This window comes from Pseudomonas sp. PvP027, assembly GCF_017833005.1.
Taxonomy (GTDB): Bacteria; Pseudomonadota; Gammaproteobacteria; order Pseudomonadales; family Pseudomonadaceae; genus Aquipseudomonas; species Aquipseudomonas congelans.
Map to the genome: position 1 here is coordinate 795,077 of NZ_JAFIBK010000001.1, position 24,978 is coordinate 820,054.

Sequence of the window (24,978 nt, forward strand, 5' to 3'; positions counted from 1 at the left end):
GAGTTGGGCAATTTGATATCACAGCTGAAAACGATCAACCGATTGTGAAAGCTGCCCGGCCATCACCGACAGTTCATCGGTGGTACTGGCGGTCTGGACGATTACCCGGCTGTTGCCCTCGGACATGCTGGCAATCATTTCTACCTGATGGGCGATTTCATTGCTGGCCAGGCTTTGCTCGCCAATGGTGCGGGTGATGTCGTTGACCAATTGCGTGGTGCTCAATGTGGCATCCAGGATATCGCTGATCGCACGTTCCACTTCGGCGGTGACCGCCATGCCCTTGTCGACCTGAGCCACACCGGCTTCCATGCTGGTAACCGCCTCGCGGGTGCTCTGCTGAATGCGCGCGACCATGGCGGTGATTTCCTGAGTGGAAGCACTGGTGCGCCCCGCCAGGCTGCGCACTTCGTCGGCCACCACGGCAAAACCCCGGCCCTGCTCGCCAGCACGGGCAGCCTCGATGGCAGCGTTGAGCGCCAGCAGGTTGGTCTGGTCGGCAATGCCCTTGATGACCTGGATAATATTGAAGATTCCTTCCGAGTCCTTGTCCAGCGTGCGGATCACCTGAGCCGACTGCTGCGCCGAACGGGCGATGCTGTCCATATCACTAACCACCTGATGGATCACCCGACCGCCGTTCTTGGCCAGGGATTCGGCCTGACCGGCCATTTCCAGGGCTTGCCCGGCATGCCGGGTGATTTCTTCAATGCTTGCGGTCATCTCGCTGGTCGCCGCCGACATGGTGCCGGCAGCAGAACTCTGTTGCCGGCTGCTGTCGGCCACTTCATGGCAGCCACTGCTGAGCTGACGGCTCATGCCACTGACGTCATTGGCGTTGCTGCGCACCACTTCGATCATGCTGCGCAGGTCACGCTGCATGATCGCCAGGCTGCGAATCAACATGCTGGCTTCGTCACGACCACGGGGCTCGTCGATAGGGTCGCGGAGGTTGCCATGGGCAATACCATCGGCAATACGGCTGGCGGACGCGAGCGGGATCATGATGCTGCGCGTCACCCAGTGACCCTGGACCAGCAGCAGCAAAATACTGATCAAAAGCACGACCGCCAAGGTCACATTGGCACTGCTAGTGGCCTGACGGGTGCGTTCGCCGCTGGCTTTTGAGTGCCCCTCGATCAGTTCGCTCAAGGTCGACATCTGCCCTTCCAACTGCGTGAAGGCGTTGGAGAAAGTACCCAGCTCTTGCTGCGCGCGGTCCGGGCTATCGATGGCCAGCCCGACGATCCGCTCGCCCGCGCTGATATAAGCATCGAGGCTCGGCTTTATCTTGCTCAGCTCTGCCTTGATCGTGTCTGTGAGCGGCAGTTGCAGGTTATCGCTTACTACTTTGCGAAACAGCGCGGCATGCTCATTGAGCGACGCCTGCACTTCGTCACGCGTGCTGTCGCTCCTGCCCAGGCCGAACAGCATCGCTGACAGCACATCGGCACGCAGCGCGTCGTGCATCATGTCGGCTTCCAGGTGATTGCCCAGCGCAGCCATGCTGACTTCACTGTCGAGCATCGCTGCCTCTGTGCGCGTATTACCCAGATAGTTGACCAGACTGATGATCATGACGGTCAGCACACTGGTGCCTATCAGCAAGAACAGACGTAGTCTTATCGACATCCTGTAGCCCCTCCGGTCAATGAAATAACGCGAGCTGCGGATTGCTCTTATAAACAGCTTATCGACGCACGTTGCCAGATACTTAAGCCTATTTACCGGATAGTGCCGAATCGGCAGACGATAAGGTTGAACGTCCGGCCTGACGCCGCTCTGTAACGCGTCTATGGTGAAGTGAAGACATTCAATACATCCCACAGGAGCAAGCACTGTGCCAGACAAGAAGTTCGCCATCGATCTCGCCTACCGTCCCCGCCTTGCCGACCTCAAACCTCTGACGTCGACTACGACGCTGCTCGAGCCACAGGCGCTGGCCGCACCCCGTACCACACCGGCAAGCGACCTGAAAAAGCGCACCGGCTACGCCGAGAACTTCCTCGGTGATTTCATCGTGCCCTGGCCGACAGTTGACGAGGAACTTGCGCCGGATGTCTATCCTTTGAAGAACACAGGGGACCGCCTCGATTACACACACTTTTCCATCACCATGTCACGCAGTCGGCGTCTGGCGCTGTATGTCGGCGTCAACATCGATGGTGCCAATAGCGTAGAGGTCAAGCGCAGCAAGGATTCCTGGGCATTTGACGGCCGCCTGCCCGCCGAAGCGCAGATTGGCGAAAGCGTGTATGCCGACAACCTGCTGGATCGCGGCCATCTGGTCCGGCGTCAGGACCCTAACTGGGGCAAGGAAGCCGAAGTTGCCAACAGCGACACCTTCCACTTCACCAACTGCTCGCCGCAGATGGGTGCGTTCAATCAGAAGACATGGCTGGAGCTGGAGGACTACATTCTCGAAAACACACGGCGCTGGAAATCACGGGTAACGGTATTCACCGGCCCGGTGCTGCGCGACGACGACCGCAGCTACCGCAACGTCAAAATCCCTTCGGCATTCTGGAAAGTCGTGGCCTTTCTAGGTGATGACGGCAAGCCTTCGGCCAGCGCCTACATGATCGACCAGACCCGCGAGCTGGGTAAGCTGGACATCATGTTCGGGCCGCTCAAAACCTGGCAACGCAGCGTCGCGCAGATCGAGCAACTCACCGGTATCCGCTTTGGCGACCTGTCCAGCTACGACGGGTTCTCCAACGAAGAACGCCTGACAGGAACACGCATCGAAGCCCAGATCCGCGGTCCGCAGGATATTCGGGTCTGACTTGCAGATAGGCTTCCGGCACATTGAGGCTCGCGGTTACACGCAATCCGACGGACTGGCGTGCCAATGCTGTGCATTGGCGCGCCGTCAGTGGGTTCCGCGTCCTCTGACAAGGCGGTTGAATCAGCGGAAATGACGCGCTACGGCCTCCGGCGCGTCAGGTACATCCATATTGATACGGCGCCAGGCAGCCTGGGCAAAGCTGTACACCGAGAACGCGATCAGGCCCAGCGCCACGATCAGCAATACCAGGCCGCCTGCCGGCAGATCCTGCAAACCGTTGAGCGCATCTTTCATGCCCGGCGGGTGCATGGCCTGATAACTGGAACCGCTTACCGCCAGTAACGCGGCAATTTCGATGAATGCCACGCCGCGGGCGATCAGGCCGAAGCGCGATACCGGACGCACGTACTTCATGACGTCTTCATCGGCCTCGAAATACTTCTCGAAGGACGCCTTGTAGCCCTTGATGATGTGCACAATGCCCAGCCCCAGTGGCACCAGGGCGACCACGTAGACCAGCAGATTGGAGTGATCCCAGGACAGAATGGCTGCCAGCAGGTCCTTGGCCTGGCCACCCTCCGATGAGCCTCCGGAGCTCTTCAGCCCACTGACCAGCAGGCTCAGGGCAAAGAAGGCCAGAGCACCATAGGTGAAACCGCCCACCAACAGACCTCCGCGAATCACCAGCCCCTTGAACTCGCGACCATGATGATCAACGTCTCGCGTAGCCTGCAAAACGCGCCATGCCGCGAACGCCAGCAGACCGACGATCACCACCCCGACCAGAACGCCGCCGAAGGGCTGACTCAACAGCGCTTCAAGACTGCTGTGGCTGTCGGCCGGCTGCGAGGATCCTTGCGCCGCCAGTACCGCGAACAGACCGATAATCAGATAAACAACACCACGGGCGGCATAGCCGCCTCGTGCAAGTAGAACAAGGCCGCGTTGCGCCGACATAAATAACTATCCCTGAAAGTAATTACAGGAACAGACCGGGCACAGCCCTAGGGGTTCGACCCGATTGACGACGCGTCGTGTCATGCGCCGTCATCGGGCCATACGCCGTCAGGCAAACGTGGCACCGCGGGCGTTCACGAACACCGAATAAAGCGAATGGCTGCTGGCCATGAACAGCCGATTGCCCTCTCGCCCGCCGAAGCAGATGTTGGCGCAGCGCTCGGGCAGGCTGATATGGCCGATGGGCTTGCCTTGAGGGTTGAACACTCGCACGCCGTCGAGTTTCTCCATATCTGCCTTGGGATCACCATTACCGCCCCAGCCGCACCACAGATTGCCGCTCTCGTCGCACTTGATGCCGTCGATGGCTGCGTAGTCCAGGCCTTCGATGAGCTTGCGCCGTTCGCCCAGCGTGCCGTCGTCATTGACCGCTATCGCCCAGATGAGACCGTGGGGTTTGGCGCGCCCTTCGACCACGTACAAGGTTTTCTCGTCCGGCGAAAAGCACAGGCCGTTCGGACCTGCCAGATCATCGATCACCCTGGAGACTTTGCCGTTCGAGGGATCGATGCGATAGACGCCGAAGGGTTGCTCCTGTTTGACCTTTTGACCTTCGTAGTTACTTTCGGCCTGGAAGGTAGGATCGGTGAACCAGATAGACCCATCACGTTTGCAGGCGATGTCGTTGGGCGAATTGAAAGGTTTGCCCTCGAAACTGTCGGCCAGCACGGTGATGCGCCCGTTGTACTCGGTGCGCGTCACCCGCCGCCCCTCGTTGGTCGTGCTGGAGCCCTCACAAACCAGCAGCCGGCCCTGACGGTCGCGACACATGCCATTGGAAAAGTTCGAGTGCTCGCGGTACACCGACAGCTCACCCGTCACCTCGTCCCAGCGCATGATGCGATTGTTGGCGATGTCGCTGACCAGCAAGTAGCGACCGTCACCGATCCACACCGGCCCTTCGGCCCAGCGCATGCCGCTGGCCAGCTTCTCGACGCTGGCATTGAAGATTCGTATGTGGGTAAAGCTGTCGTCCAGCACACTGACCAGCGGGTCGGGGTAGCGCTGGGTCAGCGGCTGAGCACTGGAAAGACGCGGCAATGCGCCAATGGCGGCAACGGTTGCAGAAACCGCCAGCGACTGCTTGAGAAAGCCCCTGCGGCTGTGATCGGGTGTATTGCCTGACGATGAGAATTCCATGATGAGCATCCGTTATCTTTATTATCGGAAAGGCGCGCGTCTTGCGGCCGCACGTCATCCTACAAGATACCGCTGGATGGCTTGAATAATGGCCGAGTGCGATCAGATTGCGTTGAGCATTATCTGCCAGCTCTCTTATTTGCTGCTGACTGCCGTTCTGCTCTGAACTTGTCAAGCATTTTAGCTGCGGTGCCTACAAGAAACGCCGATGGCACCAGCATTACGAATACCATCAAGGCAAGGAGCATGAACTCTCCATCCTCGCCACCGATTATGCCCAGGGTATTTGTAGCCGAAACATACAGATCGAGGCCTGCTTCAGTTTGAAGTAGCCAGCCCAACAGACCCCATGCGACGAGCCATTTGGTAAGCAGTACAGAAAGCGCCAGAATCAGCACACTGTGAAAGATGAGTTTCATTATTTTTTTCATTCTGGATTGTTCACTACTCACTAAAAACAGATACATCTATTACGCCATAATACTTCAGATTCGTTCCCGGAAGCGTTTCACCGCGCTGACTGCGAAGATACTTCTTGAGCTCATCGAATCCAACCTGAGAGTTAAGGGTGATACAGCCTTGGCTTATACCACGCGGCCCAACGGGATGGAGTCTAAAGGCGCCACGCCTTATATTATCAATGGTGGTCTGATCATCAACCTCTCCATCATCCCTGTAAAGAGCGAACCACTCCCCCCGGTCCGTACCAGCTATAAAATCCTGTATGGGCTCTTTAATCCAACCGAGATGCCCCCCACTTTGCCGATCAACGATGAAATATCGCCCCGCTGGAATGGCACCCTTTTTTTCCACAGACTGATACTGCGGGCTATTAACAAAAGGAACGCCCATACCTGAAAACGCTTCATAGCTAGCATGTCCGCAACGCAAATGACTTGTAGGCTTACCATTTAACAAAAAACGGCAGTATGCAATATTAGGATTATCAGACATTGGGCACCCGTCTCTTGCCAAGATTAAGCATAGACTTTATTTTTTATGCCGTCCCATCCACCCGCGACCTGTCCGCCACCTTGGCCATCGGAACGCTTTTGCTGTGTATAGAGCATTTTTATACGCCCATAATTAAGACGTATTGTTTCAGTGGGAAATCCATTCTCGGCAGCGCCATTAGCATTGAGCGATACGGAAGAAATCATGACTTCTTCCAGTTTTATTTCTAGATATTTAATTTTTTCTTCACCCGCCCGATTTACTGCAATAGTCACCTCATTAAAGTGCTTCCCACTGCAACAAGCCTCGTGCAGCTTGGGGGTAGATTTATCTACTGTTTTGCGAAAAAAGAAGTCACTCATAGTGGTTCGTCCGCTGCTCGCTCCACCAGCGCTAGTCGTCGACACTGAAGCTGACTGACTGGCACCCACATCAAAGTCGGAAAGCTCAATCCAGTTTTTGAACACTTCATCAAACGATTCGCCCGGAATACCTTCGATGTGCATATAGGTATCAAATGCCATGTAACGCTCCTTGTCGATACATTAAAAACAGCTCAACGGCCTGGCCTTTCAAGCCTGTAACGCTCTTTAGCCCAGCTGAAACTACATCGGTTTACTGACTACCAGACTACCTGAACTGCGATCACCCACTCCATCATCCCGGTCCGAAGATCATGAGGGACTCATCGCAAAATTGTGTTTAACAATAAACATTCATTTGTTTGTGGCGCGTCACGTGAAGGGTACCGACGCCAGGCGCCGTTCCCCGTTTTATGTGGTTGATCAGTACTGCGAGCAATACCGGCATAAGGTATCGTGACCATCTTTCCCTCTACACTCCAAGGTCCACCATGCCATCCAGCAAACGCGAACAGGCCCGGACAGATCGGCGTCTGGTGAGCGCTCTGACGCACGCCTGCGAGACCGCCAAGGCCGAGATGCCCGGTTTTTGCTGGCTGACTCATGAAGTCGATTACGCGGCGTTCCCGGCCAGCCTGCAGGTGGTGTGGGTGTTTGATACGCTGGCCGACAAGAACGCTGCGCTGGCCCGCGGGCTGGTGGAGCGGATGATCGGGCTGACGGTAGAGGCACTTGACGATGCTCAGGTCAGCCTGTCGAATCCATCGGCCCATGTGCATGTTGACTGCGAAGAGCTGTGCCTGCGCGAGAACGCGGGCGACTGGCAGCAGCGCATCAAACGCAAATACGCCAGACGAGGTTGAGCATGGCCAAGGACATCGAAAACCCGTGCATTTCCGTATGCCAGCTCAGCGGCGATTTGTGCGTGAGCTGCGGGCGCACCAAGGACGATATCCGTAAGTGGAAGCGCATGAAACGGCCTCAAAAAATGGCTGCCGTGCAACGTGCGACCCAGCGGCTGAAAAGCCTGCAGAAAAAGAGCATTTGAAGCCTAAATTTCATCTTCGGTGTGGAAACTTCTTTAAAACGGCCCGGGTCAGTATTACCCGTGACTCGGTTGCCTGGGGTCGGACGAATTACAGGAACTTCACTCTTGGTCAGTCATGCAGATCGCCGCAACACCCTTTCACTGGATAGCCTGAACTTCTTCCTTGCCGATGTCCGCGATGGCCTGGGCCCGTACCTGGCGATCTATCTGCTGGCGGTGCACAAATGGGACCCGGCCAGCATCGGTGTGGTGATGACCATTGCCGGCATTGCCGGGCTGCTGACCCAGACACCAGCCGGGGCGCTGATCGACCGCACGCCTTACAAGCGCGCCATGATCGGTGTGGCGGCCTTGCTGGTGACGCTGAGTTGCCTGATTCTGCCCTTCACTTCGTCTTTTTCCATTGTTGCCCTGACCCAAGCGTTGAGCAGCATCGCGGCCTCGGTATTTGCACCGGCCATCGCGGCCATTTCGCTGGGCATCACCGGGCCCAAAGCGTTTACCCGCCGTACCGGGCGCAACGAAACGTTCAACCACGCAGGTAATGCCTGCGCAGCCCTTCTGGCTGGCGGCTTCGCCTATCTATTCGGGCCTATTGCGGTGTTTTACCTGATGGCCGCGATGGCGCTGGCGAGTATTGTCGCGGTCAGCTTTGTTTCCGCAGACGCCATCGATCACGACGTGGCTCGGGGCTTTGACGCCAGTCACGACGTCAGTGGTCATCAACCTTCGGGCCTTTCTGCGCTGTTAAGCAACAAGCCGCTGCTGATGTTCGGTATCTGCTGCGCCCTCTTCCATCTGGCTAACGCGGCGATGCTGCCGCTGGTAAGTCAGAAGCTGTCACAGATCAACATGCAAATGGCAACGCCGCTGACCTCGGCGTGCATCGTTGCAGCCCAACTGGTGATGGTACCGGCCGCGCTGCTGGTAGGCATGAAAGCCGATGTCTGGGGGCGTAAGCCGCTGTTGCTGGCCGGCTTTCTGTTCTTGCCGATTCGAGGTGTGCTTTACACCCTTTCCGACGATCCCTATTGGCTGGTGGCGGTGCAGATGCTCGACGGCATCGGCGCGGGCTTGTTCGGTGCCCTGTTCCCATTGATGGTCAAGGACCTCACTCAAGGCAGCGGACGTTTCAACGTGAGCCTTGGGGCGCTGTCGACGCTGTTCGGGCTGGGCGCAGCGCTGAGCAACAGCCTGGCGGGTTTTGTCGTGCATGCAGCAGGTTACAGCGCAGCATTTCTCACCCTTGCCGGTGTGGCAGCGGTCGCGTTCTGCCTGTTGTGGCTGACCGTGCCGGAGACCCTTTCACCCTCGCATAACCAACCCGGGCTCAAACCGGAAAATGCCGTGGGCGCGTGAAACGCCTTAGTCCACCGTAACCGCTCTGACCTGCCAGCCCTCGCGCTGGCGGGTCGCGACGACCAGACCACCTCCTTCACCTTGCATGCCGCCGACCCAACGCCCTGCTTCGTCCCACAGACCGCTGCGCCCCGCCGACAGCCAGCCGCCAGTTGCCCCGCCATGATTGGCCATCAACACCGGCAGCGAGTGACGGCGGGCATGCCCCGAAAGCAGTCCGGCATCGTATTCATAGCCGCCCGGCGAGATCAGCACACTGGCTGCGTACAGCCAGGCTCCACCTTGTGCCATGCGTTGCGCGTGCTCGGCGTGGCTGAAGTCTGCACATACGCACAGACCGATTCGGTGCTGATCAAGTAGCAGATAGCAGTCCTGATTGCCGGCAGTGAATACGGCGTCTTCACCGGGATGCAGGTATTGCTTGGCATAGGCGATGACATCGCCCGCAGCGGTGAAGGTCAATGCGCCTATCAGGACACTGTCGCTCGGCCCCCTGAGTGGCACGCCAACGGTGGTCGTCAATTGCAATTTCACAGCCAGTGCCGCGAGCGGCGCCAAACGCGCATCGTCGGCAAGCAGGGCCAGCTCGCGAGCCAGATCCGGTTCGTAGCCTGTCAGTGACAGCTCGGGAAACAGCAAGTAACTGGCGCCCAGTTCAGCAGCACGTTGCATGAACGCCAGGTGCCCGGAGAGGTTGTGCTGGATATCTCCACGTCTAGAGCAGGATTGGGCAGCGGCGAGTATTGGAAACGTCATTGGCTCTTCAGAGAAGACAGGATTGGCAGACGCGAGCTTAGCCCGACTCGCAGCCGGTTCACACATAGTTACATTTTCACTCACGACCAATGTTGTACGACGTCTTATCTTGTCTGGCAGTGACTGACATCTCATTACAATAAAAAATGGAGATTCACCGCATGCCGCATACCCCGTCTCTCAAAGAAACGGCCACGCCAGTAGCCGAACCCCGTCTCAAGAAACTTGCCAAGCTATTGGGGCCCGGCATTATCGCCGTGCTGTCCTGGCTGGGCGCGGGCGACCTGATCACCTCATCGGTTGCGGGCGCCAGTTATGGCTACGCCATGATGTGGGTACTGGCCATTTCGCTGCTGCTCAGGTTCCTGATCGTCAACATCATCGCCCGCTTCCAGCTCTGCAATAACCAGGGCATGACCATCCTCCAGGGTTATGCGCAACTGCACCCGCTGTTCGCCTGGTTCATGCTTGCCTACGCATTGCTGATGGGCCATTTGATCAACGCCTATATGATCAAGGGCGCCGGCGAGGCGCTTGCCATGCTGCTGCACATCAACCAGCCACTGCTCTGCTCCGTTGCCGTGGTGATTGCCGTGTGGCTGCTGGTGGGGCGCAATATCTACGCAATGATCGAAGGCGTGATGAAGGTGCTGCTGGCCATCATGACCCTGGCGTTTCTGACCCTGGCGATCATGTCCGGGCCCGATGTCACCGGCATCATCAAGGGCACCATCGGCTTCAGCATCCCACCCGATGAAGGCGTGCACGGCGCGCTGCTGGTAGCGGTCTCGGTGATCGGTGCCGTGGCCGGGTCCATCGCCAACTTCGTCCACCCTTACGTGATGCGTGAAAAAGGCTGGACCGGCCCCGAGCACAAGCGCATCCAGCGCAACGATCTGCTGTTCGCGGTGATCGTCGGCATCATCATCAACCTGGCCATCTGGGTGGTAGGCGTCGAAATCCTGCGGCCCAACGGCATTCAGGTCAATACCCTGGCCGACCTGGGCAAGGCACTGGAAATCTTCTTCGGCCCGCTGGGCTGGTACATCTTCTTCATCGGGGTGTTCGCCACGCTGTTTGCCAGTATTTCCGGCAAGACCACAGCCTTTCCGATGCTGATCACCGATGCCTTCCAGCACATCCAGCCCAAGCGCCGCGAACGCTACGGCAAAGTGTTTCACAACGACCCGATGCACCGCTGGTTCATGCTGTTCATTCTGGTCACCCCGCTGATCTGGTCGCTGCCCGGCATGCCGGACTTCGTGACCCTGACGCTGGGTGTCAATGCGCTGAATATCATCGGGTTGCCCGTCATCTCGCTGGGGCTGCTGATCATGTCCAATCAGAAGTCACTGTTGAGCAAGGAATACCGCAACAACTGGTTCGAAAACATCGCGCTGACCTTTGCCACCGGACTGGCGTTGTGGGTGGCATTTCAACTCGGGACAGAGTTGCTGGCATGAGTGAGCAAGGTCCATTTCCTCGACTGAAATGGACCTTGCACGTTACCCCCTTTCCCACCACGTGAATCCTGAGCATCAACCCGGGATCCCTGCTGATAGATGCCGCGTTTACATCTCCCTTAACAAACAGCAATAATTCTCAAAAGAGATGTTATATTGTATCTATTATCATCAGGAAGTCTCACATGTCGTCTCGTAGAATCGCGTCTCTGGCAGGCTTGGCAATCGGGGTTTTTGGTAATACGGGTTACGCGGAGGAAAGCCCGCAGACCATTGAACTGGAAAGCGTCAACGTCACTTCCGACTATCAGTACGAAACGGCGACCAGCCCGGTCCAGGGCTATCGCGCCACCCGCTCGGCCACGGCCACCAAAACCGATACCGCCATCGCGGATATTCCGCAGTCGATCAGCGTGGTGCCTGCTTCAGTGCTCAAGGACCTCGGCAGCAACAATGTCGAGCGCGCGCTGGATTTTGCCGGGGGCGTATCGAAGCAGAATAACTTCGGCGGCCTGACGCTTTACGAGTACAGCATCCGCGGCTTTACCACGTCCGAATTCTACAAGGACGGCTTCAGCGCCAACCGCGGCTACCCTGCCACGCCGGATGCCGCAAACATCGAGCGTATCGAAGTGCTGAAAGGCCCCGCCGCCAGCCTGTACGGGCGTGGCGATCCGGGCGGCACGGTCAACATCGTCACCAAAAAACCGCAGCGTGAAGCCTTTACCACCTTGCAGACCAGCGCAGGCAGTTGGGATCGCTATCGCACCGCGCTGGACGTCAACACGCCGCTGGATGAAGAAGGCAATCTGCTTTCGCGGGTCAATCTGGCTGTCGAAGACAACAACAGCTTTCGTGACCATGTAGAGAGCAAACGGGTGTTTGTCGCCCCGTCCTTCAGTTGGCAATTGAACCCTGACACCAGTCTGCTGGTGGAAACCGAGTTTGTGCGCCACACATCGACTTTCGACCGAGGCGTGGTCGCCCCCAATAACAAGTGGAGTGGCGTATCCCGCTCGACCTTCCTCGGCGAGCCGGACGATGACATCGATAACGACAACAACATGGTCCAGTTCGCGCTGGACCACCAGCTCAACGATGTGTGGTCGCTGCGTCTGGCCAGCCATTACAAACAGGGGGAGATGTCGGGTTTTGCCAGCGAGGCGCGCCCGCTGAACGCCGACGGGCACACTGTCAATCGCCGTTATCGTGAGCGCGACAACAACTGGCATGACAGCATCACCCAGTTGGAGTTACGCGGTCGTTTCGACGGCATGGGGGTCGAGCACGAAGTGCTGATCGGCACCGAGTACGAGAACTATCGCAAGAACGAACGCGTCACGACCATCGCCGGCAGCCCCTACGCCATCGACATCTACAACCCGGTCTACGGCCAGCCGAAACCTGCTGGCGCACGCTCCGGTACTGATTTTTACGAGCATGTCGAAAGTCGTGCGCTGAACCTGCAGGACCAGATTGTCTTTACCGACAAACTGCGCGGCATGATCGGGGCACGCTACGAACACTTTGATCAACAGGTCGATGATTTCACCACCAACGCCACCTCAGGGCAGCGCCAGGACGCTTTCACTCAGCGCGCCGGACTGCTTTATCAGCTCACCCCGCAGGTAGGCCTGTTCGCCAACGCCTCCACCTCGTTCAAACCCAACAATGGCCTGGATGCCGCCGGCAAAACCTTCGACCCGGAAGAAGGCGTCGGCTACGAGGTCGGCATCAAGAGTGAATTGTTTGACGATCGCCTGAGCACGACCCTCGCCGCCTTTCATATCGAGAAGGAAAACGTTCTCGCCCTGGATCCTGGCACCGACACCAATCGTGCGGTGGGCAAAGCTCGCAGCCAGGGTTTCGACCTGCAGTTTACCGGGCAGGTCAGCGAAGCCATTCGGGTCATCGGTGCCTTCGCCTACATTGACGCCGAAGTGACCAAGGGCGACCAGACCATTCCCACTGGCAGTCGCATCCTCGGCGTCGCCAAACACAGCGGCAGCCTGCTGGGCGTCTATGAGTTCCAGGAAGGCGCATTGCGCGGCTCGGACGTGGGCGCTGCGTACACCTACGTCGGCGACCGCTCGGGGCAGTCGGGCTCTGACTTCGAACTGCCGGCCTACCAGACCGTAGACCTGCTGGCGCATTACAAAGCCAGCGACAACGTCACGGTGGGTCTGAACCTGAACAACATTTTCGATGAAAAATACTACGAGCGCTCCTACAGCAACTACTGGGTCGCGCCTGGCGAACCGCGCAACTTCACGGTCAGCCTGACCCTCAGTCTCTGACGCCCATGACCACCCGATTCACAACACCCCGCTCCCAACAACAAGGATGCATCATGCTTTCAAGCAAACCTTTCCTGGCCCTGGGCCTGCTCGGCGCTTTGTTCGCCAGTCACGTCAATGCGCACGGTCTGTGGACCGAACAGCGTCGCGGCAATATCGAAGTGGTCTACGGTCATGGCGCGGAAGACAATGCCTTCAAGGCACAGAAGGTCAGCGGTGCGTGGGCCTACGACCTGCAGGGCAAAATGATCCCGGTGACGGTACAACGCCTTGAAGACCACGCGCGTCTGGTGCCGCTCAAGCCGCCTGCGGTAATGAGCGTAGCGCTGGATAACGGCATGTGGACGCGCAACGCCGAGAAGAAATGGATCAATGAAGGACGCAGCAAAGTGCCCAACGGCACCGACTCCATCCACACCTTCAAATACAGCGTGGCCATTTATGCCGAAGGCGCGCATCTGCCAGCATTCAACAAGCTGAATTTCGTGATCGTGCCGCAGACCGACCCCTTGAAAGTCGGCGCAGGCAAACCACTGCCGGTGCGCGTACTGATCGACGGCAAACCTGCCGCCGGTATCAAGCTGATCGGCGATTACCGCAGCGCACCGGACGTCGTCAGCGCCGAAACCGATGCACAAGGCCTGGCCAGCGTCATCGTGCGTAATGAGGGGCTGAATGTCATCGCGGCCGAGGTCACGCTACCCGTCAAGGACAACGCCGACATCGCCGAACGCGGCTTGTTTACCTCGCTGACGTTTGTCGGTGAGGCGCATCACGACTGACTGTGTTTTAACAGTGCATCTCAACACGATGAGTATTGAGATGCACTGTGCAGATAGCCCTCTAAAATCAAATATCTTTAAGACGTAAGAGAAACGACTACCGACTCAACTGATGGAGAATAGTCAGATGAACTTCCAGATCAAGTTTCACCAGATTCTGCAGTGTTACGGACCCTCCTAGAACCAACGCTGGCTGAAATCCGTACATCTCGTCGTCATTCAAACGCCCCAGCTTTTGTACCGCGCGCTCAAACAAAGGCATGCCGTCACTATCCTCCATATCGTAATCTTCCGGATCAGACATCGCGAAGAATGATTGAATGGCCTGGTCAGGATCATCGCATGGAACGTCGGCTTCATCCGCCAGTGAAACTATATAATCGCCCGGGCAAGACACGACGATTTTTCTGCCATATTTTTCTCCCCAAGCGTACAAATCACCGAACGCACTTCGTGCGACAACATGATAATTATCAATGCTGGAGAATTTTGTACCGGAAAGCCACATATCTAACAGGTGCTTATAATCATCCGGGTTTACGGTCCAGAACAAACCATCCGCATAACCACACCAGCCTTCGCTGCGCCAGTAATCAAGCAAGACATCCGGCAAAACACCTTTGTATTTCTCTATGACTGACTCCAACGCAGAACGAACCTTTACAGGCTCACCCATTGCCTCAACGAATATTTCAAAACTTTCGTCTCTCACGGCGCAGTTGCTCCCCTTAACACATTAAGCCTTACATTTAATTTCGCACTACCATTACCGTCAAGCATAGCACTTTCAACAGCATCATCCAAGGCACTAAGTCTGCTGGACCAACTTCCTCCTATAGAAGAGTTTACACTTGAGTCCCCCATCCTAACGGGATTCGGATTCAACCAACCGCCCGCAACCATATCCGGTTCATGAAGTGCAGCAACGGTTGACCTTACGTCCTTCGCTCGCGCTTTTGCCTGAATTATCGCCTCCCTGATGTCAACACCTTTTTTTACAAGCGTTTTTTGTATTTTCTCCGCAATCTCTCTTTCCAGCTGCTTGCCCATCCTCCGCTGCATAGCGTCAGCAGCAGGATTTCTACCAAAGCTTTTGTATGAGTCCCTTGCTGACTTGAACTCTTCGGCCGTCATATTGTTGATTGCATCTTGCTGTGCTTTTAACTGAGCACTGTAACTCTTTAAGAACTTTTGTTTCTCCACTGAAGACATTTCTTTAAAGCGCGGATTCTCATAGGGATTGAAGTCTTTTATGTTTAACTCTTCGAGCCTTTCGAGACGATTAGTTTTAGGCTTCGGCTTTGATGGTTCCGCGTCGCCTTCGGCCTGTTTAAAAGTGAACTTAGGTGAGTCTACAGGTTGAAAATCCGGGTGTACTAAAAGTTTCTGTTCGTTTTTGGCCAGCCAGTCTGCAAGCCTACGGTTCGAAATCTCGCTTCGGAGTTTTGCACTGCGCGCTGCTAGACTCTCTACTCCGCTCGTAAGGCCAGATTTAATCTGCCCGCGAGTCAAATATGTCACTATTGCAGTTAACAACAGCGTTACGAACTGCTCCTGCCCTCTCGCTAAAAGCCGAGAAGCTGAATCGATGGCGTACTCCCTACGCGCCCTGGCGCCGCCAGTTGGATCTACACCAACGGATGTTTCCCGATCTGCACTCCAAGCGGTGGTTATACCATCCTGAAGCGTTAATAGACATTCAGGCAGGCCTTTATAAAAATATTCAGCAATCGAATACAAACCCAGCCCGGAAAGAATTAAACTGCCGACTTGAAGCCCTACACCCCCTCCCACTACCAAGCCGGGTCCAGCGCCTGCTCCTAAGAAAAAACCTCCCGCAACACCGCCTACAATCGAGCCGATAGCCACGCTACCACCAAGTATTAAAGCTACCTCTCTCGAAATTTGCACCAGCACATCAACAATTTGATCAATATCAAGATCGACCCAGCGCCTTCTCAGACGCTCTAGAACCATCGGATATGAGTGATTAAGCGCCTCCCTGACCGAATCAATCCGCCCCCCACCCAAATAACCATAAGTTCTATCAAAGCCAGAACTAATACGTCTTGTAAAACCATGCCACTCCGGTTCAGCCTGAGCCCAAGACTGGTGAAACGCTTGATTCAGATCATCAAATTTATCAGTGAGGTTTCTCTCTATCTCATCCCAATGCGGGACATCTTTCAATATCATCATATGCGCAAATTATCCATTGCTAGACTGAAGACCCACATTTCCATGGCTAAATACCGCCTGAACATGATTAATACCTCAAAAAATAATTCAGGGCAAAGACACAGCTATATAAAACCGCTGCCTTCCTGAAAAATGTGAACATATCGATACTCTAGGGAATCTCCGAACAAGTCTTCAAATGTGCTGAAATACGCCTGACCACCTGATCCGAGCCGCCCATGAGCCAGATGAGCTTTTCCGATTTCGAATATGCCGGTAAGCGCAAGCAGACACGCCGCGAACGCTTCCTCGCCGAGATGGATCAGGTCGTGCCCTGGACAGGTCTACTGGGCCTGATCGAACCGTTCTACCCCAAGGCCGGCGGAGGCAGAAAACCTTATCCTCTGGAAACCATGCTGCGCATTCATCTGCTGCAGAACTGGTTCTCCCTGAGCGACCCGGCCATGGAAGAAGCGCTCTACGAAATCACGCCCATGCGCCAGTTTGCACGCCTGACCTTGAGCGCCCCGATACCTGAAGACACCACGATCATGAACTTCCGGCACCTGCTGGAAAAGCATCAACTGGCCCCTGCGATCCTCGCGGTCATCAACGGTTATCTGCAAGAGAAAGGCCTGTCCCTGCGCCAGGGCACCATCGTCGATGCCACCATCATTCATGCCCCTTGCTCGACCAAGAACGAGGAAGGAAAGCGTGATCCCGAGATGCATCAGACGAAGAAAGGTAACCAATACTTCTTCGGGATGAAGGCGCATATCGGCGCCGATGCGGAGTCGGGCCTGGTTCATCATGTTCATGGCACTGCGGCCAATGTGGCCGATGTCACGCAGGTCGCCGAACTGCTCCACGGCGAAGAAAACGCGGTGTATGCAGACGCGGGATACACCGGTGTCGAGAAGCGTGAAGAGCATGAAAATCGTGAGGTCATCTGGCAAATCGCTGCGCGGCGCAGCACGTATTCCAGGCTCAATAAACGCAGCGTGCTCTACAAGGCCAAGCGCAAGATCGAGTACTGCAAAGCTCAGACACGGGCCAAGGTCGAGCATCCGTTTCGCGTAATCAAGCGTCAGTTTGGCTACGTGAAAGTGCGCTTTCGTGGGCTGATGAAAAACACAGCTCAGCTGACCACGCTGTTCGCCCTGTCGAATCTGTGGATGGCTCGAAAACAGCTGATGGGTATGGGTGAGTTGCGCGTTTAACACGGAAAACCGGGCGGAAACGCCCTCAACGCGCGCTGCATCAGGCCATTTTCAGCAAATAGCGCTGGGTGCCGGGCAAATTGCGACTCGCCGCCGCTGCGCAGCAAGTTGATCGGAGCATCCCTAGATAAATTCTTTTATTTTCCCTGGCTCTTAGCTCCTAGCTCCCACAGCTAACGTGGGTACGTCGTTTCGCGACGGCATGTGAGGACAGCACTGATCGGCGATTACCGCAGCGCACCGGACGTCGTCAGCGCCGAAACCGATGCACAAGGCCTGGCCAGCGTCATCGTGCGTAATGAGGGGCTGAATGTCATCGCGGCCGAGGTCACGCTACCCGTCAAGGACAACGCCGACATCGCTGAACGCGGCTTATTTACCTCGCTGACGTTTGTCGGTGAGGCGCATCACGAGTAACCCCCCTTCCTGCTTTCGGAAAACGCCTGCTGCAGGCGTTTTCTGTCTTCAGGAGCGTGAGCCTGAGCTCCGCTCCCCCGGCTGCCTCGCCCCTCCATATTCCCTTTAGTAAACAAAGTTTCCAGAAACCTCTGGACGCTGGATTTCCTTTCGCCTATAAAACAGCCTTCAAGAATATTAAATTCCTGTAGAGAATTTTATTCATCGACGAAACACCTCTGCATCTGACCTTTTTCGCCCTGCGCCAAACTGCCGCCACCCTTCAGAGGACACGCCATGCAACACGAGAAGAACCATTTCATCCTGAAGATCAGCTGCCCGGCGACCTCCGGCATTGTCGCGGCGGTGACTTCCTACCTGGCTGGCAACAGCTGCTACATCGGTGAAATGGCCCAGTTCGACGATGAGTACAGCGGTACTTTTTTCATGCGCGCAGTGTTTCGCTTCAACGATGGTCATGAGGGCGACATCCAGCAGTTGAAAGCCGGCTTCGACGCTGTGGCCAACGACTTTGCCATGCAGTGGGAGCTGCATGACACGCGCCGGCCGATGCGTGTGCTGCTGATGGTCAGCAAGTTCGATCACTGCCTGACCGACCTGCTGTACCGCTACCACAAGGGCGAAATGGACATGACCATCACCGCCATCGTCTCCAATCACCTGGACCTGCGGCCGATGGCCGAACGTGAGGGTATTCGCTTCATTTACCTGCCCGTGACCAAAGAGACCAAGGCTGCGCAGGAAGCCGCGCTGATGAAGGTGGTCGATGAGACCGGCACCGAGCTGGTGGTGCTGGCGCGCTACATGCAGATTCTCTCCGACGACCTGTGCCAGCAACTGGCGGGTCGGGCGATCAATATCCATCACTCGTTTCTGCCGGGCTTCAAAGGCGCCAAGCCCTACCACCAGGCTTACGAGCGCGGCGTGAAGCTGATCGGCGCCACCGCGCATTACGTCACCAGCGACCTGGACGAAGGTCCGATCATCGAACAGGAAGTGCAGCGCGTCGATCACGTCTACCTGCCTGCCGATCTGGTCGCGGCGGGACGCAATAACGAAACCATTGCGCTCTCGCGGGCAGTCAAATATCACCTGGAGCACCGCGTGTTTCTCAACACGGATCGAACGGTGGTGTTCCGATGAGTGCACACATCATCGACGGCAAGGCCGCCGCCGCTCGCGTTCTGCAGCAGATCAGACACGACGTAGAAAACTTGAAGGCCGAAGGGATCGAACCGGCACTGGCGGTCATTCTGGTCAGTAACGACGCGGCCAGTGAAGTCTACGTACGCAACAAGATCCTGCGCGCCGAGGAAGCCGGCATTCGCTCGCTGGAACACCGTCTGCCGGCCGACAGCAGCCAGGCCCGCTTACTGGCGTTGATTGCCGAATTGAACGCCGACAACACGGTGAACGGCATTCTCCTGCAACTGCCCTTGCCCGCTCACCTAGAAGAAAACCGCGTCCTGCAGGCTATAGATCCGGGCAAGGACGTTGACGGTTTTCACAGTGAGAACGTCGGTGGCCTGAGTCAGGGACGCAATGTACTGACGCCCTGCACGCCCAGCGGCTGCCTGCACTTGCTCGAAGAAACCTGCGGCGATCTGAGCGGCAAGCATGCGGTGGTGATCGGTCGTTCCAACATCGTTGGCAAGCCCATGGCCGCCCTGCTGCTGCAAGCGCATTGCTCGGTGACGGTGGTGCATTCCCGAAGTACCGACGCCAGGGCCTTGTGTCAGTTGGCCGACATCGTCGTGGCGGCGGTTGGCCGTCCGCGCCTGATCGATGCCAGCTGGCTCAAGCGCGGCGCGGTGGTGATCGACGTCGGTATCAACCGCATCGAGGACCACGGCCGTAGCCGCCTGGTGGGCGATGTGGATTTCGACAGCGCCAGCGAAGTCGCTGCTGCCATCACCCCGGTTCCAGGCGGCGTCGGCCCGATGACCATCGCTTTTCTGATGAAAAACACCGTGACTGCTGCCCGGCAGCAGGCCCACGCGCAACGCAGCCAATCGGAGGCCGTATGCCTTTCAACCTGTTGAAATACGGGCTCAGCTCGGAGTACCCGGTAGAGGTAGATCTGCCTGCGCCCAAGGAACTCAAGTCCTCCTACGACGTGGTGATCATCGGCGGTGGCGGGCATGGTCTGGCCACCGCTTACTACCTGTCGAAATACCACGGCATCACCAATATCGCCGTGCTGGAAAAAGGTTACCTGGGCGGCGGCAATACGGCGCGCAACACGGCGGTGATTCGCTCCAATTACCTGACCAGCGAAGGCGTGAAGTTCTATGCCGAGTCGGTGAAGATGTTTCAGGGCCTGTCCAACGAGTTCGACTTCAACATCATGTACTCCGAGCGCGGCCAACTGACCCTCGCGCATACCGATGCCACGGTCCGCTCGTTTCGCCAGCGCGCCGAGGTCAACAAGCATTTCGGCGGCCGCACCGAGATGATCGACCGCCAGCAGATCCGCGAACTGGTGCCGAGTCTCAATCTGGACCCCGGCCATCTGCCGGTTCTGGCAGGCCTGTGGCACATCGACGGCGGCACCGCCCGGCATGACGCGGTTGCCTGGGGCTACGCCAAGCAGGCGGCCAAGCGCGGTGTGGAGATTCATCAACTGACCGAAGTGCAGGAACTGGTGATCGAGAACGGCACCCTCACTGCGGTGAAGACCAATCGCGGCACCATCCAGTGCGGATGCGCCGTGCAGGCGGTGGCAGGCATGAGTTCGCAGATGATGAAGAAGGCCGGGATTCGCTCGCCGATTCAGACCTTCCCCCTGCAGGCGATGGTCACTCAACCCTTCAAACCCTTCCTCGACCCGCTGGTGAGTTCGTCCGCCCTGCACTGCTATGTGCAACAGACCAGCCGTGGCGAAGTGGTGTTTGGCGGTGGCTCTGATCCCTACCCGTTGTTCAACAGCCGCTCGACGCTGGACCTAAAGGAAAGCCTGCTGGCCCACGCCATCGAGATGTTTCCGTTTCTGGCCAACGCCAAACTGATGCGCCAATGGGCCGGGATCACCGACATGACCCCGGATTACAGCCCGATCATGGGCCTCTCTCCGGTCAGGAATTACTACCTGGATGCGGGCTGGGGCACCTGGGGCTTCAAGGCGACGCCGATCTGCGGCAAGACCATGGCTGAACTGGTGGCCAGCGGCGGCAAGGTACCCGAGTTGATCAAGCCATTCGCGCTCGAACGCTTCTCGACCTTTCAGCAAGTCAACGAAATGGGCGCAACAGCGGCCAGCCACTGACGGAGAGCGACACATGAAAATCATGACCTGCCCGCTCAACGGGCCGCGCAACATCAGCGAATTCACCTACGGCGGGGAATTCAAACACATGCCCGACCCGCAAACCTGCAGCGACAGCGAGTGGGCCGATTACGTGTTCAACAGTGAGGACACGCTGGGCGTGGTACGCGAGTGGTGGATGCACACCCCCTCCAGCTACTGGTTCCTGGCCGAGCGCCACACCGGCAGCGACGAGATCATCCGCACTTTCGACCCACGAGAACTATTTACCGCACGTATCGACTTCGCCACTCTCGCCTCCAAGGAGATCGCAGGATGACCACCCCAGCCCGCCTGCCCGCGCCCATGGGCCTGCTGATCGATCGCACTCAGCCGCTCACGTTCAGCTTCGATGGCAAAACCTATCAGGGCCTGCAGGGCGACAGCATCGCCAGTGCCCTGCTGGCCAACGGTCGCTTCCTGCTTTCGCGGTCGTTCAAGTACCACCGTCCGCGCGGCCCGCTGACCATGGCCGGACAGGACGCCAACAGCCTGATCCAGTTGCCTCACGAGCCCAACGTAATGGCCGACACCGTTGCCCTGCAGGACGGCTTGCAGGCCTCCGGGCAGAACTTCAGCGGCTCGCTGGACAATGACCGGGACGCGTACCTGGGCAAGTTCTCGAAGTTCATGCCGGTGGGTTTCTATTACCGCTCGTTCTACAAGCCCAAGGGCATGTGGAAAGTCTGGGAACCGATCATTCGCAAGAAGGCCGGCCTTGGCGTGCTGGACCTGACGTTCCAGCCCGAGTACTACGACAAGGCCTACTTGTTCACGGATCTGGCGGTGATCGGCGCGGGACCTGCCGGCATGCAGGCGGCACTGAGCGCCGCAAAAGCCGGCGCCAAGGTGTTGCTGATTGAACAGCAGCCCATCCTCGGCGGCTCGCTGGCCTATGCACGCTTCGATGTCGACGGCCTGCGTGCCGAACAGCTGCGGCGTGAACTGGTCGCTGCGGTAGAAGCGCATGACAATATCGAGGTGCTCAAGCAAGCGACCTGCAATGCCTGGTTCACCGACAACTACCTGCCGGTGATTCAGGGCAAGCGTTTGTACAAGGTGCGCGCCACGCACTGTCTGGTGTGCAGCGGCTCGCTCGATCAGCCGGTGATTTTCCGCAACAACGACCTCCCCGGCGTCATGCTGACCAGCGCCGTACAGCGTCTGATCAAGTTATACGCCGTCAAGCCCGGCAAACGCGCGGTGGTGCTGACCGGCAATGATGACGGTTACCTCGCCGCACTGGATTTGCACGATCAAGGCGTCGACGTGGTCGCAGTTGCCGACATGCGCAGCGGCCCGTCGGACCGGACGCTGCGGCTTGCGCTGGAGAAGCGCGGGATCGTCTGCCACGTGAATACGACGGTTTATGAAGCGCTGCATGAGAAAGGCATGCGCCATGTGAGCGGCGCCGAACTGCGCAAGATCACCGGCCAGGGTCAGGTGTCGAAAAGCGGCTCGCGTGTCGACTGCGATCTGTTGTGCATGTCCGGCGGCTACATGCCGGTCTACCAGTTGTTGTGTCAGGCAGGCGGCAAGCTGGCCTATGACGATCAGCAGGCCGAATTCGCCATCAGTGGCCTGCCGCAGAACCTGGGCATCGCGGGCTCGGTCAACGGTTACCACGCGCTGGACAACGTGCTGGCCGATGCGGCCCATGCCGCCGCCAGCGTGGTATCGGCACTGGGTCTGGAATCGGCTGACGCCCCTGCCCCCCTGCGCAGTGAAGCGCAGGTCAATTTCGCCTGGCCGATTTTCCCGCATCCCGACGGCAAGGATTTTGTCGATTTCGACGAAGACCTTCAGGTACGCGATATCGTAAATGCCACGCGCATCGGCTATCGCGACATCCAGTTGGTAAAACGCTATTCCACGGTGGGCATGGGGCCGTCACAAGGCCGTCACTCGGCACTGCCGACTGCACGACTGGTGGCCGCGTCGACCCAGCGCAGTATCAGTGAAACCGGCGTGACCACGGCCCGTCCGCCCTTCGAGGCAGAGAAGCTGGCACACGTTGCAGGCCGTGCCTTCGATCCGTATCGGCAGACGCCCATGCACCAGCGTCATCTGCAGGCAGGTGCGAAGATGATGCCGGCCGGGATCTGGCAGCGTCCGGCGTTCTATGGCAAACCCTCGCAACGCGATGCCTGCATGCAGCAGGAAGCGCTGCACGTGCGTAACAAGGTCGGCATCATCGACGTGTCGACACTCGGTGGCCTGGACGTGCGCGGCCCCGACGCCGCCGAGCTGCTCAACCGCCTGTACACCTTCGCCTTTCTCAAACAGCCGGTCGGGCGTTCGCGTTATGCGCTGATGACCAACGAGCAAGGCGTGGTCATCGACGACGGCGTTTGCGCGCGCTTTGCCGAACAGCATTTCTATGTCACCGCCACCACCAGCGGTGTGGATCGCATTTATCAGCAGATGCTCAAGTGGAATGCCCAGTGGCGTCTGAACGTGGACATCACCAACGTCACGGCGGCCATTGCTGCGGTCAACCTGGCGGGTCCGGATTCGCGCAAGGTGCTGGAGCAGGTCTGTACCGACCTTGATCTGTCTGCCGCAGGTTTCCCTTATCTTGGCGTGCGCCTGGGCACTGTTGCCGGCATCAAGGCGCGGCTGTTGCGGGTCGGCTTCGTCGGCGAACTGGGCTACGAGATCCACGTCCCCGCTCGTCACGCGCTCAGACTCTGGGATGCGCTTGTCGAGGCTGGCAAGGCATTCGACATGCGTCCGTTCGGCGTCGAGACGCAACGTCTGTTACGTCTGGAAAAAGGTCACGTCATCATCAGCCAGGATACCGACGGCATGACCCATCCGGCAGAGATCGATATGGGTTGGGCCGTCAGCCGGAGCAAGCCTTTCTTTGTTGGTCGCCGCTCGGTGGACATCCTCGAGGCTCAGCCGCAAAAGCGCAAACTGGTTGGCTTCACCCTGCCCAAGGCCAGCCCGCTGCCACTTGAGGGCCATCTGGTGCTCAAGGGCCCGGACATCAGTGGCAACGTGACGTCCTGCGAGTACTCCTCGACTCTGGGCATGATCATCGGCATGGCCTATGCCGCGTTCGACCAGAGCACTCCCGGCCAGCAGATTCCGATCCGCGTCGAAGACGGTGTGGTGGTTCAGGCCACCGTCGTGAAACTGCCCTTCTTCGACCCTGAAAACCAGCGCCAGGAGCTCTGACCCATGACCAGCCTTATCCAGGACCGCCCTGTCGGCGCCAACGCGCGCGCCTTGTGCACACTGCAAGACCTCACCGATCGGCCACGCGTGGGATTTCGTGGTACGCAAAGCGCTGAATACCTGACGGCACGCGGTTTCAACCTGCCCGACGCACCGAACAGCGCCGTCACGCAGGCGGACGGCAGCCATGTCGCACGCCTTTCGCAGACCGAATTCCTGCTGCTGGGCAGCCCGCTTGATAACGGGCAGCGCATTGCCGATGAAGAAGCTCGCTGGGAGCTGGACCACAGCGCCAATTACCTGCTGCCTCGCGAAGACAGCCATGCCTGGCTGCAACTGAGTGGCGCTTGCATCTCCCGGGTAATGTCCAAGCTGTGTGGCGTGGATCTGCGCCCGGAGGCTTTTGCAGCCGGCTCGGTGGCGCAGACCTCGGCGGCGCGCATCAATGTGATCGTCATCAACCTCGGCGTGCAGACCGAACCCTGTTTCCAGATTCTCTTTGATCGGGCTTCACTGGCTTACTTCAAGGATGCGATGCTGGATGCCATGACCGAGTTTGGAGGGCGCTATTTATGAACCCCGGGTTACTGCGTTACTGAGCAAAGGTCGTGTCGTGCTCATAAACGACAACAAGTGTCTGTTACCGCCAAGCCAGTTAAAGAATGCCGGCAAAAAGCCGTTGACCTCTTGGTAGACCATAAGAGTGACCC

The 24,978-nt window shown here is 57.7% G+C and carries 23 protein-coding genes and 1 pseudogene; 15 read left to right on the forward strand and 9 right to left on the reverse strand.

Annotation, left to right across the window (positions count from 1 at the left end):
* Positions 1-18: 18 nt before the first annotated feature.
* Positions 19-1,632, reverse strand: coding sequence for a methyl-accepting chemotaxis protein (locus JOE33_RS03015; protein WP_010436628.1), 1,614 nt, complete (start codon positions 1,630-1,632; stop codon positions 19-21).
* 208 nt (positions 1,633-1,840) lie between these two features.
* Here JOE33_RS03015 and JOE33_RS03020 point away from each other — a divergent pair, with 208 nt between their 5' ends.
* A complete protein-coding gene (locus tag JOE33_RS03020) occupies positions 1,841-2,785 on the forward strand; it encodes a DNA/RNA non-specific endonuclease (RefSeq protein WP_010436630.1) in 945 nt (314 codons plus the stop codon).
* A gap of 123 nt (positions 2,786-2,908) precedes the next feature.
* On the opposite strand, the gene JOE33_RS03025 is transcribed toward JOE33_RS03020, so the two are convergent.
* From JOE33_RS03025 to JOE33_RS03045, 5 genes are all read right to left on the reverse strand, one after another.
* Complete coding sequence (locus JOE33_RS03025; protein ID WP_187626155.1) at positions 2,909-3,745, reverse strand: DUF1206 domain-containing protein; 837 nt, start codon at positions 3,743-3,745, stop codon at positions 2,909-2,911.
* 108 nt (positions 3,746-3,853) lie between these two features.
* Positions 3,854-4,945, reverse strand: a complete 1,092-nt coding sequence (locus tag JOE33_RS03030; RefSeq protein ID WP_025991096.1) for an SMP-30/gluconolactonase/LRE family protein — start codon at positions 4,943-4,945, stop codon at positions 3,854-3,856.
* Between the two features lie 119 nt (positions 4,946-5,064).
* Positions 5,065-5,364, reverse strand: coding sequence for a hypothetical protein (locus JOE33_RS03035; RefSeq protein ID WP_025991097.1), 300 nt, complete (start codon positions 5,362-5,364; stop codon positions 5,065-5,067).
* 25 nt (positions 5,365-5,389) lie between these two features.
* Positions 5,390-5,899, reverse strand: coding sequence for a DUF2778 domain-containing protein (locus tag JOE33_RS03040; RefSeq protein WP_074594322.1), 510 nt, complete (start codon positions 5,897-5,899; stop codon positions 5,390-5,392).
* Between the two features lie 23 nt (positions 5,900-5,922).
* On the reverse strand, positions 5,923-6,423 hold the full coding sequence (locus JOE33_RS03045; RefSeq protein WP_010436640.1) for a type VI secretion system tube protein Hcp: 501 nt from the start codon (positions 6,421-6,423) through the stop codon (positions 5,923-5,925).
* A gap of 329 nt (positions 6,424-6,752) precedes the next feature.
* Here JOE33_RS03045 and JOE33_RS03050 point away from each other — a divergent pair, with 329 nt between their 5' ends.
* The 3 genes from JOE33_RS03050 (at position 6,753) to JOE33_RS03060 (ending at position 8,668) form a co-directional block, all read left to right on the forward strand.
* Positions 6,753-7,124 carry a hypothetical protein gene (locus JOE33_RS03050; RefSeq protein ID WP_010436642.1) on the forward strand — a complete coding sequence of 124 codons (372 nt, stop codon included), beginning with the start codon at positions 6,753-6,755 and terminating at the stop codon, positions 7,122-7,124.
* Between the two features lie 2 nt (positions 7,125-7,126).
* Entirely contained in the window at positions 7,127-7,309 is a 183-nt protein-coding gene (locus JOE33_RS03055) for a DUF1289 domain-containing protein (protein WP_010436644.1), read from the forward strand.
* Between the two features lie 105 nt (positions 7,310-7,414).
* Positions 7,415-8,668: an MFS transporter gene (locus JOE33_RS03060; protein ID WP_010436646.1), complete on the forward strand. Its 1,254-nt coding sequence runs from the start codon at positions 7,415-7,417 to the stop codon at positions 8,666-8,668.
* Positions 8,669-8,674: 6 nt separating this feature from the next.
* Here the strand turns inward: JOE33_RS03060 and JOE33_RS03065 are convergent, their stop codons facing one another.
* The gene (locus JOE33_RS03065) at positions 8,675-9,424 is read right to left on the reverse strand and encodes a carbon-nitrogen hydrolase family protein (protein ID WP_025991099.1); all 750 of its coding nucleotides are present in this window, start codon (positions 9,422-9,424) and stop codon (positions 8,675-8,677) included.
* 161 nt (positions 9,425-9,585) lie between these two features.
* On the opposite strand from JOE33_RS03065, the gene JOE33_RS03070 reads away from it, so the two are divergent.
* The 3 genes from JOE33_RS03070 (at position 9,586) to JOE33_RS03080 (ending at position 13,966) form a co-directional block, all read left to right on the forward strand.
* The gene (locus JOE33_RS03070) at positions 9,586-10,887 is read left to right on the forward strand and encodes an Nramp family divalent metal transporter (RefSeq protein ID WP_010436649.1); all 1,302 of its coding nucleotides are present in this window, start codon (positions 9,586-9,588) and stop codon (positions 10,885-10,887) included.
* A gap of 185 nt (positions 10,888-11,072) precedes the next feature.
* Positions 11,073-13,184 (forward strand): TonB-dependent siderophore receptor, encoded by a 2,112-nt coding sequence (locus tag JOE33_RS03075; protein ID WP_054992975.1) that lies wholly within the window; start codon positions 11,073-11,075, stop codon positions 13,182-13,184.
* A gap of 53 nt (positions 13,185-13,237) precedes the next feature.
* The gene (locus JOE33_RS03080; RefSeq protein WP_096102323.1) at positions 13,238-13,966 is read left to right on the forward strand and encodes a DUF4198 domain-containing protein; all 729 of its coding nucleotides are present in this window, start codon (positions 13,238-13,240) and stop codon (positions 13,964-13,966) included.
* Between the two features lie 97 nt (positions 13,967-14,063).
* On the opposite strand, the gene JOE33_RS26035 is transcribed toward JOE33_RS03080, so the two are convergent.
* Positions 14,064-14,678, reverse strand: a complete 615-nt coding sequence (locus JOE33_RS26035) for a GAD-like domain-containing protein (RefSeq protein WP_187626256.1) — start codon at positions 14,676-14,678, stop codon at positions 14,064-14,066.
* Positions 14,675-16,165 carry a polymorphic toxin type 15 domain-containing protein gene (locus JOE33_RS03090; protein ID WP_187626257.1) on the reverse strand — a complete coding sequence of 497 codons (1,491 nt, stop codon included), beginning with the start codon at positions 16,163-16,165 and terminating at the stop codon, positions 14,675-14,677. Before JOE33_RS03090 ends, JOE33_RS26035 begins: the two co-directional genes overlap by 4 nt.
* A gap of 218 nt (positions 16,166-16,383) precedes the next feature.
* Here JOE33_RS03090 and JOE33_RS03095 point away from each other — a divergent pair, with 218 nt between their 5' ends.
* The 8 genes and pseudogenes from JOE33_RS03095 to JOE33_RS03130 all read left to right on the forward strand — a co-directional run bounded on the left by JOE33_RS03095 (position 16,384) and on the right by JOE33_RS03130 (position 24,844).
* Complete coding sequence (locus JOE33_RS03095; RefSeq protein ID WP_105223850.1) at positions 16,384-17,364, forward strand: IS5 family transposase; 981 nt, start codon at positions 16,384-16,386, stop codon at positions 17,362-17,364.
* 216 nt (positions 17,365-17,580) lie between these two features.
* Positions 17,581-17,781: pseudogene (locus JOE33_RS03100) on the forward strand (DUF4198 domain-containing protein); the annotation flags it as partial.
* Positions 17,782-18,057: 276 nt separating this feature from the next.
* Entirely contained in the window at positions 18,058-18,924 is an 867-nt protein-coding gene (gene purU, locus JOE33_RS03105) for a formyltetrahydrofolate deformylase (RefSeq protein WP_010436655.1), read from the forward strand.
* Positions 18,921-19,823 carry a bifunctional methylenetetrahydrofolate dehydrogenase/methenyltetrahydrofolate cyclohydrolase FolD gene (gene folD, locus JOE33_RS03110; RefSeq protein WP_187625799.1) on the forward strand — a complete coding sequence of 301 codons (903 nt, stop codon included), beginning with the start codon at positions 18,921-18,923 and terminating at the stop codon, positions 19,821-19,823. The genes purU and folD overlap by 4 nt, the downstream gene beginning before the upstream one ends.
* Positions 19,805-21,046: an FAD-dependent oxidoreductase gene (locus JOE33_RS03115; RefSeq protein WP_054992978.1), complete on the forward strand. Its 1,242-nt coding sequence runs from the start codon at positions 19,805-19,807 to the stop codon at positions 21,044-21,046. The genes folD and JOE33_RS03115 overlap by 19 nt, the downstream gene beginning before the upstream one ends.
* 13 nt (positions 21,047-21,059) lie before the next feature.
* On the forward strand, positions 21,060-21,365 hold the full coding sequence (locus JOE33_RS03120; protein WP_010436663.1) for a sarcosine oxidase subunit delta: 306 nt from the start codon (positions 21,060-21,062) through the stop codon (positions 21,363-21,365).
* Entirely contained in the window at positions 21,362-24,268 is a 2,907-nt protein-coding gene (locus tag JOE33_RS03125; protein WP_187625800.1) for a 2Fe-2S iron-sulfur cluster-binding protein, read from the forward strand. Before JOE33_RS03120 ends, JOE33_RS03125 begins: the two co-directional genes overlap by 4 nt.
* A gap of 3 nt (positions 24,269-24,271) precedes the next feature.
* A complete protein-coding gene (locus tag JOE33_RS03130) occupies positions 24,272-24,844 on the forward strand; it encodes a sarcosine oxidase (RefSeq protein WP_187625801.1) in 573 nt (190 codons plus the stop codon).
* The last annotated feature ends 134 nt before the right edge of the window (positions 24,845-24,978 follow it).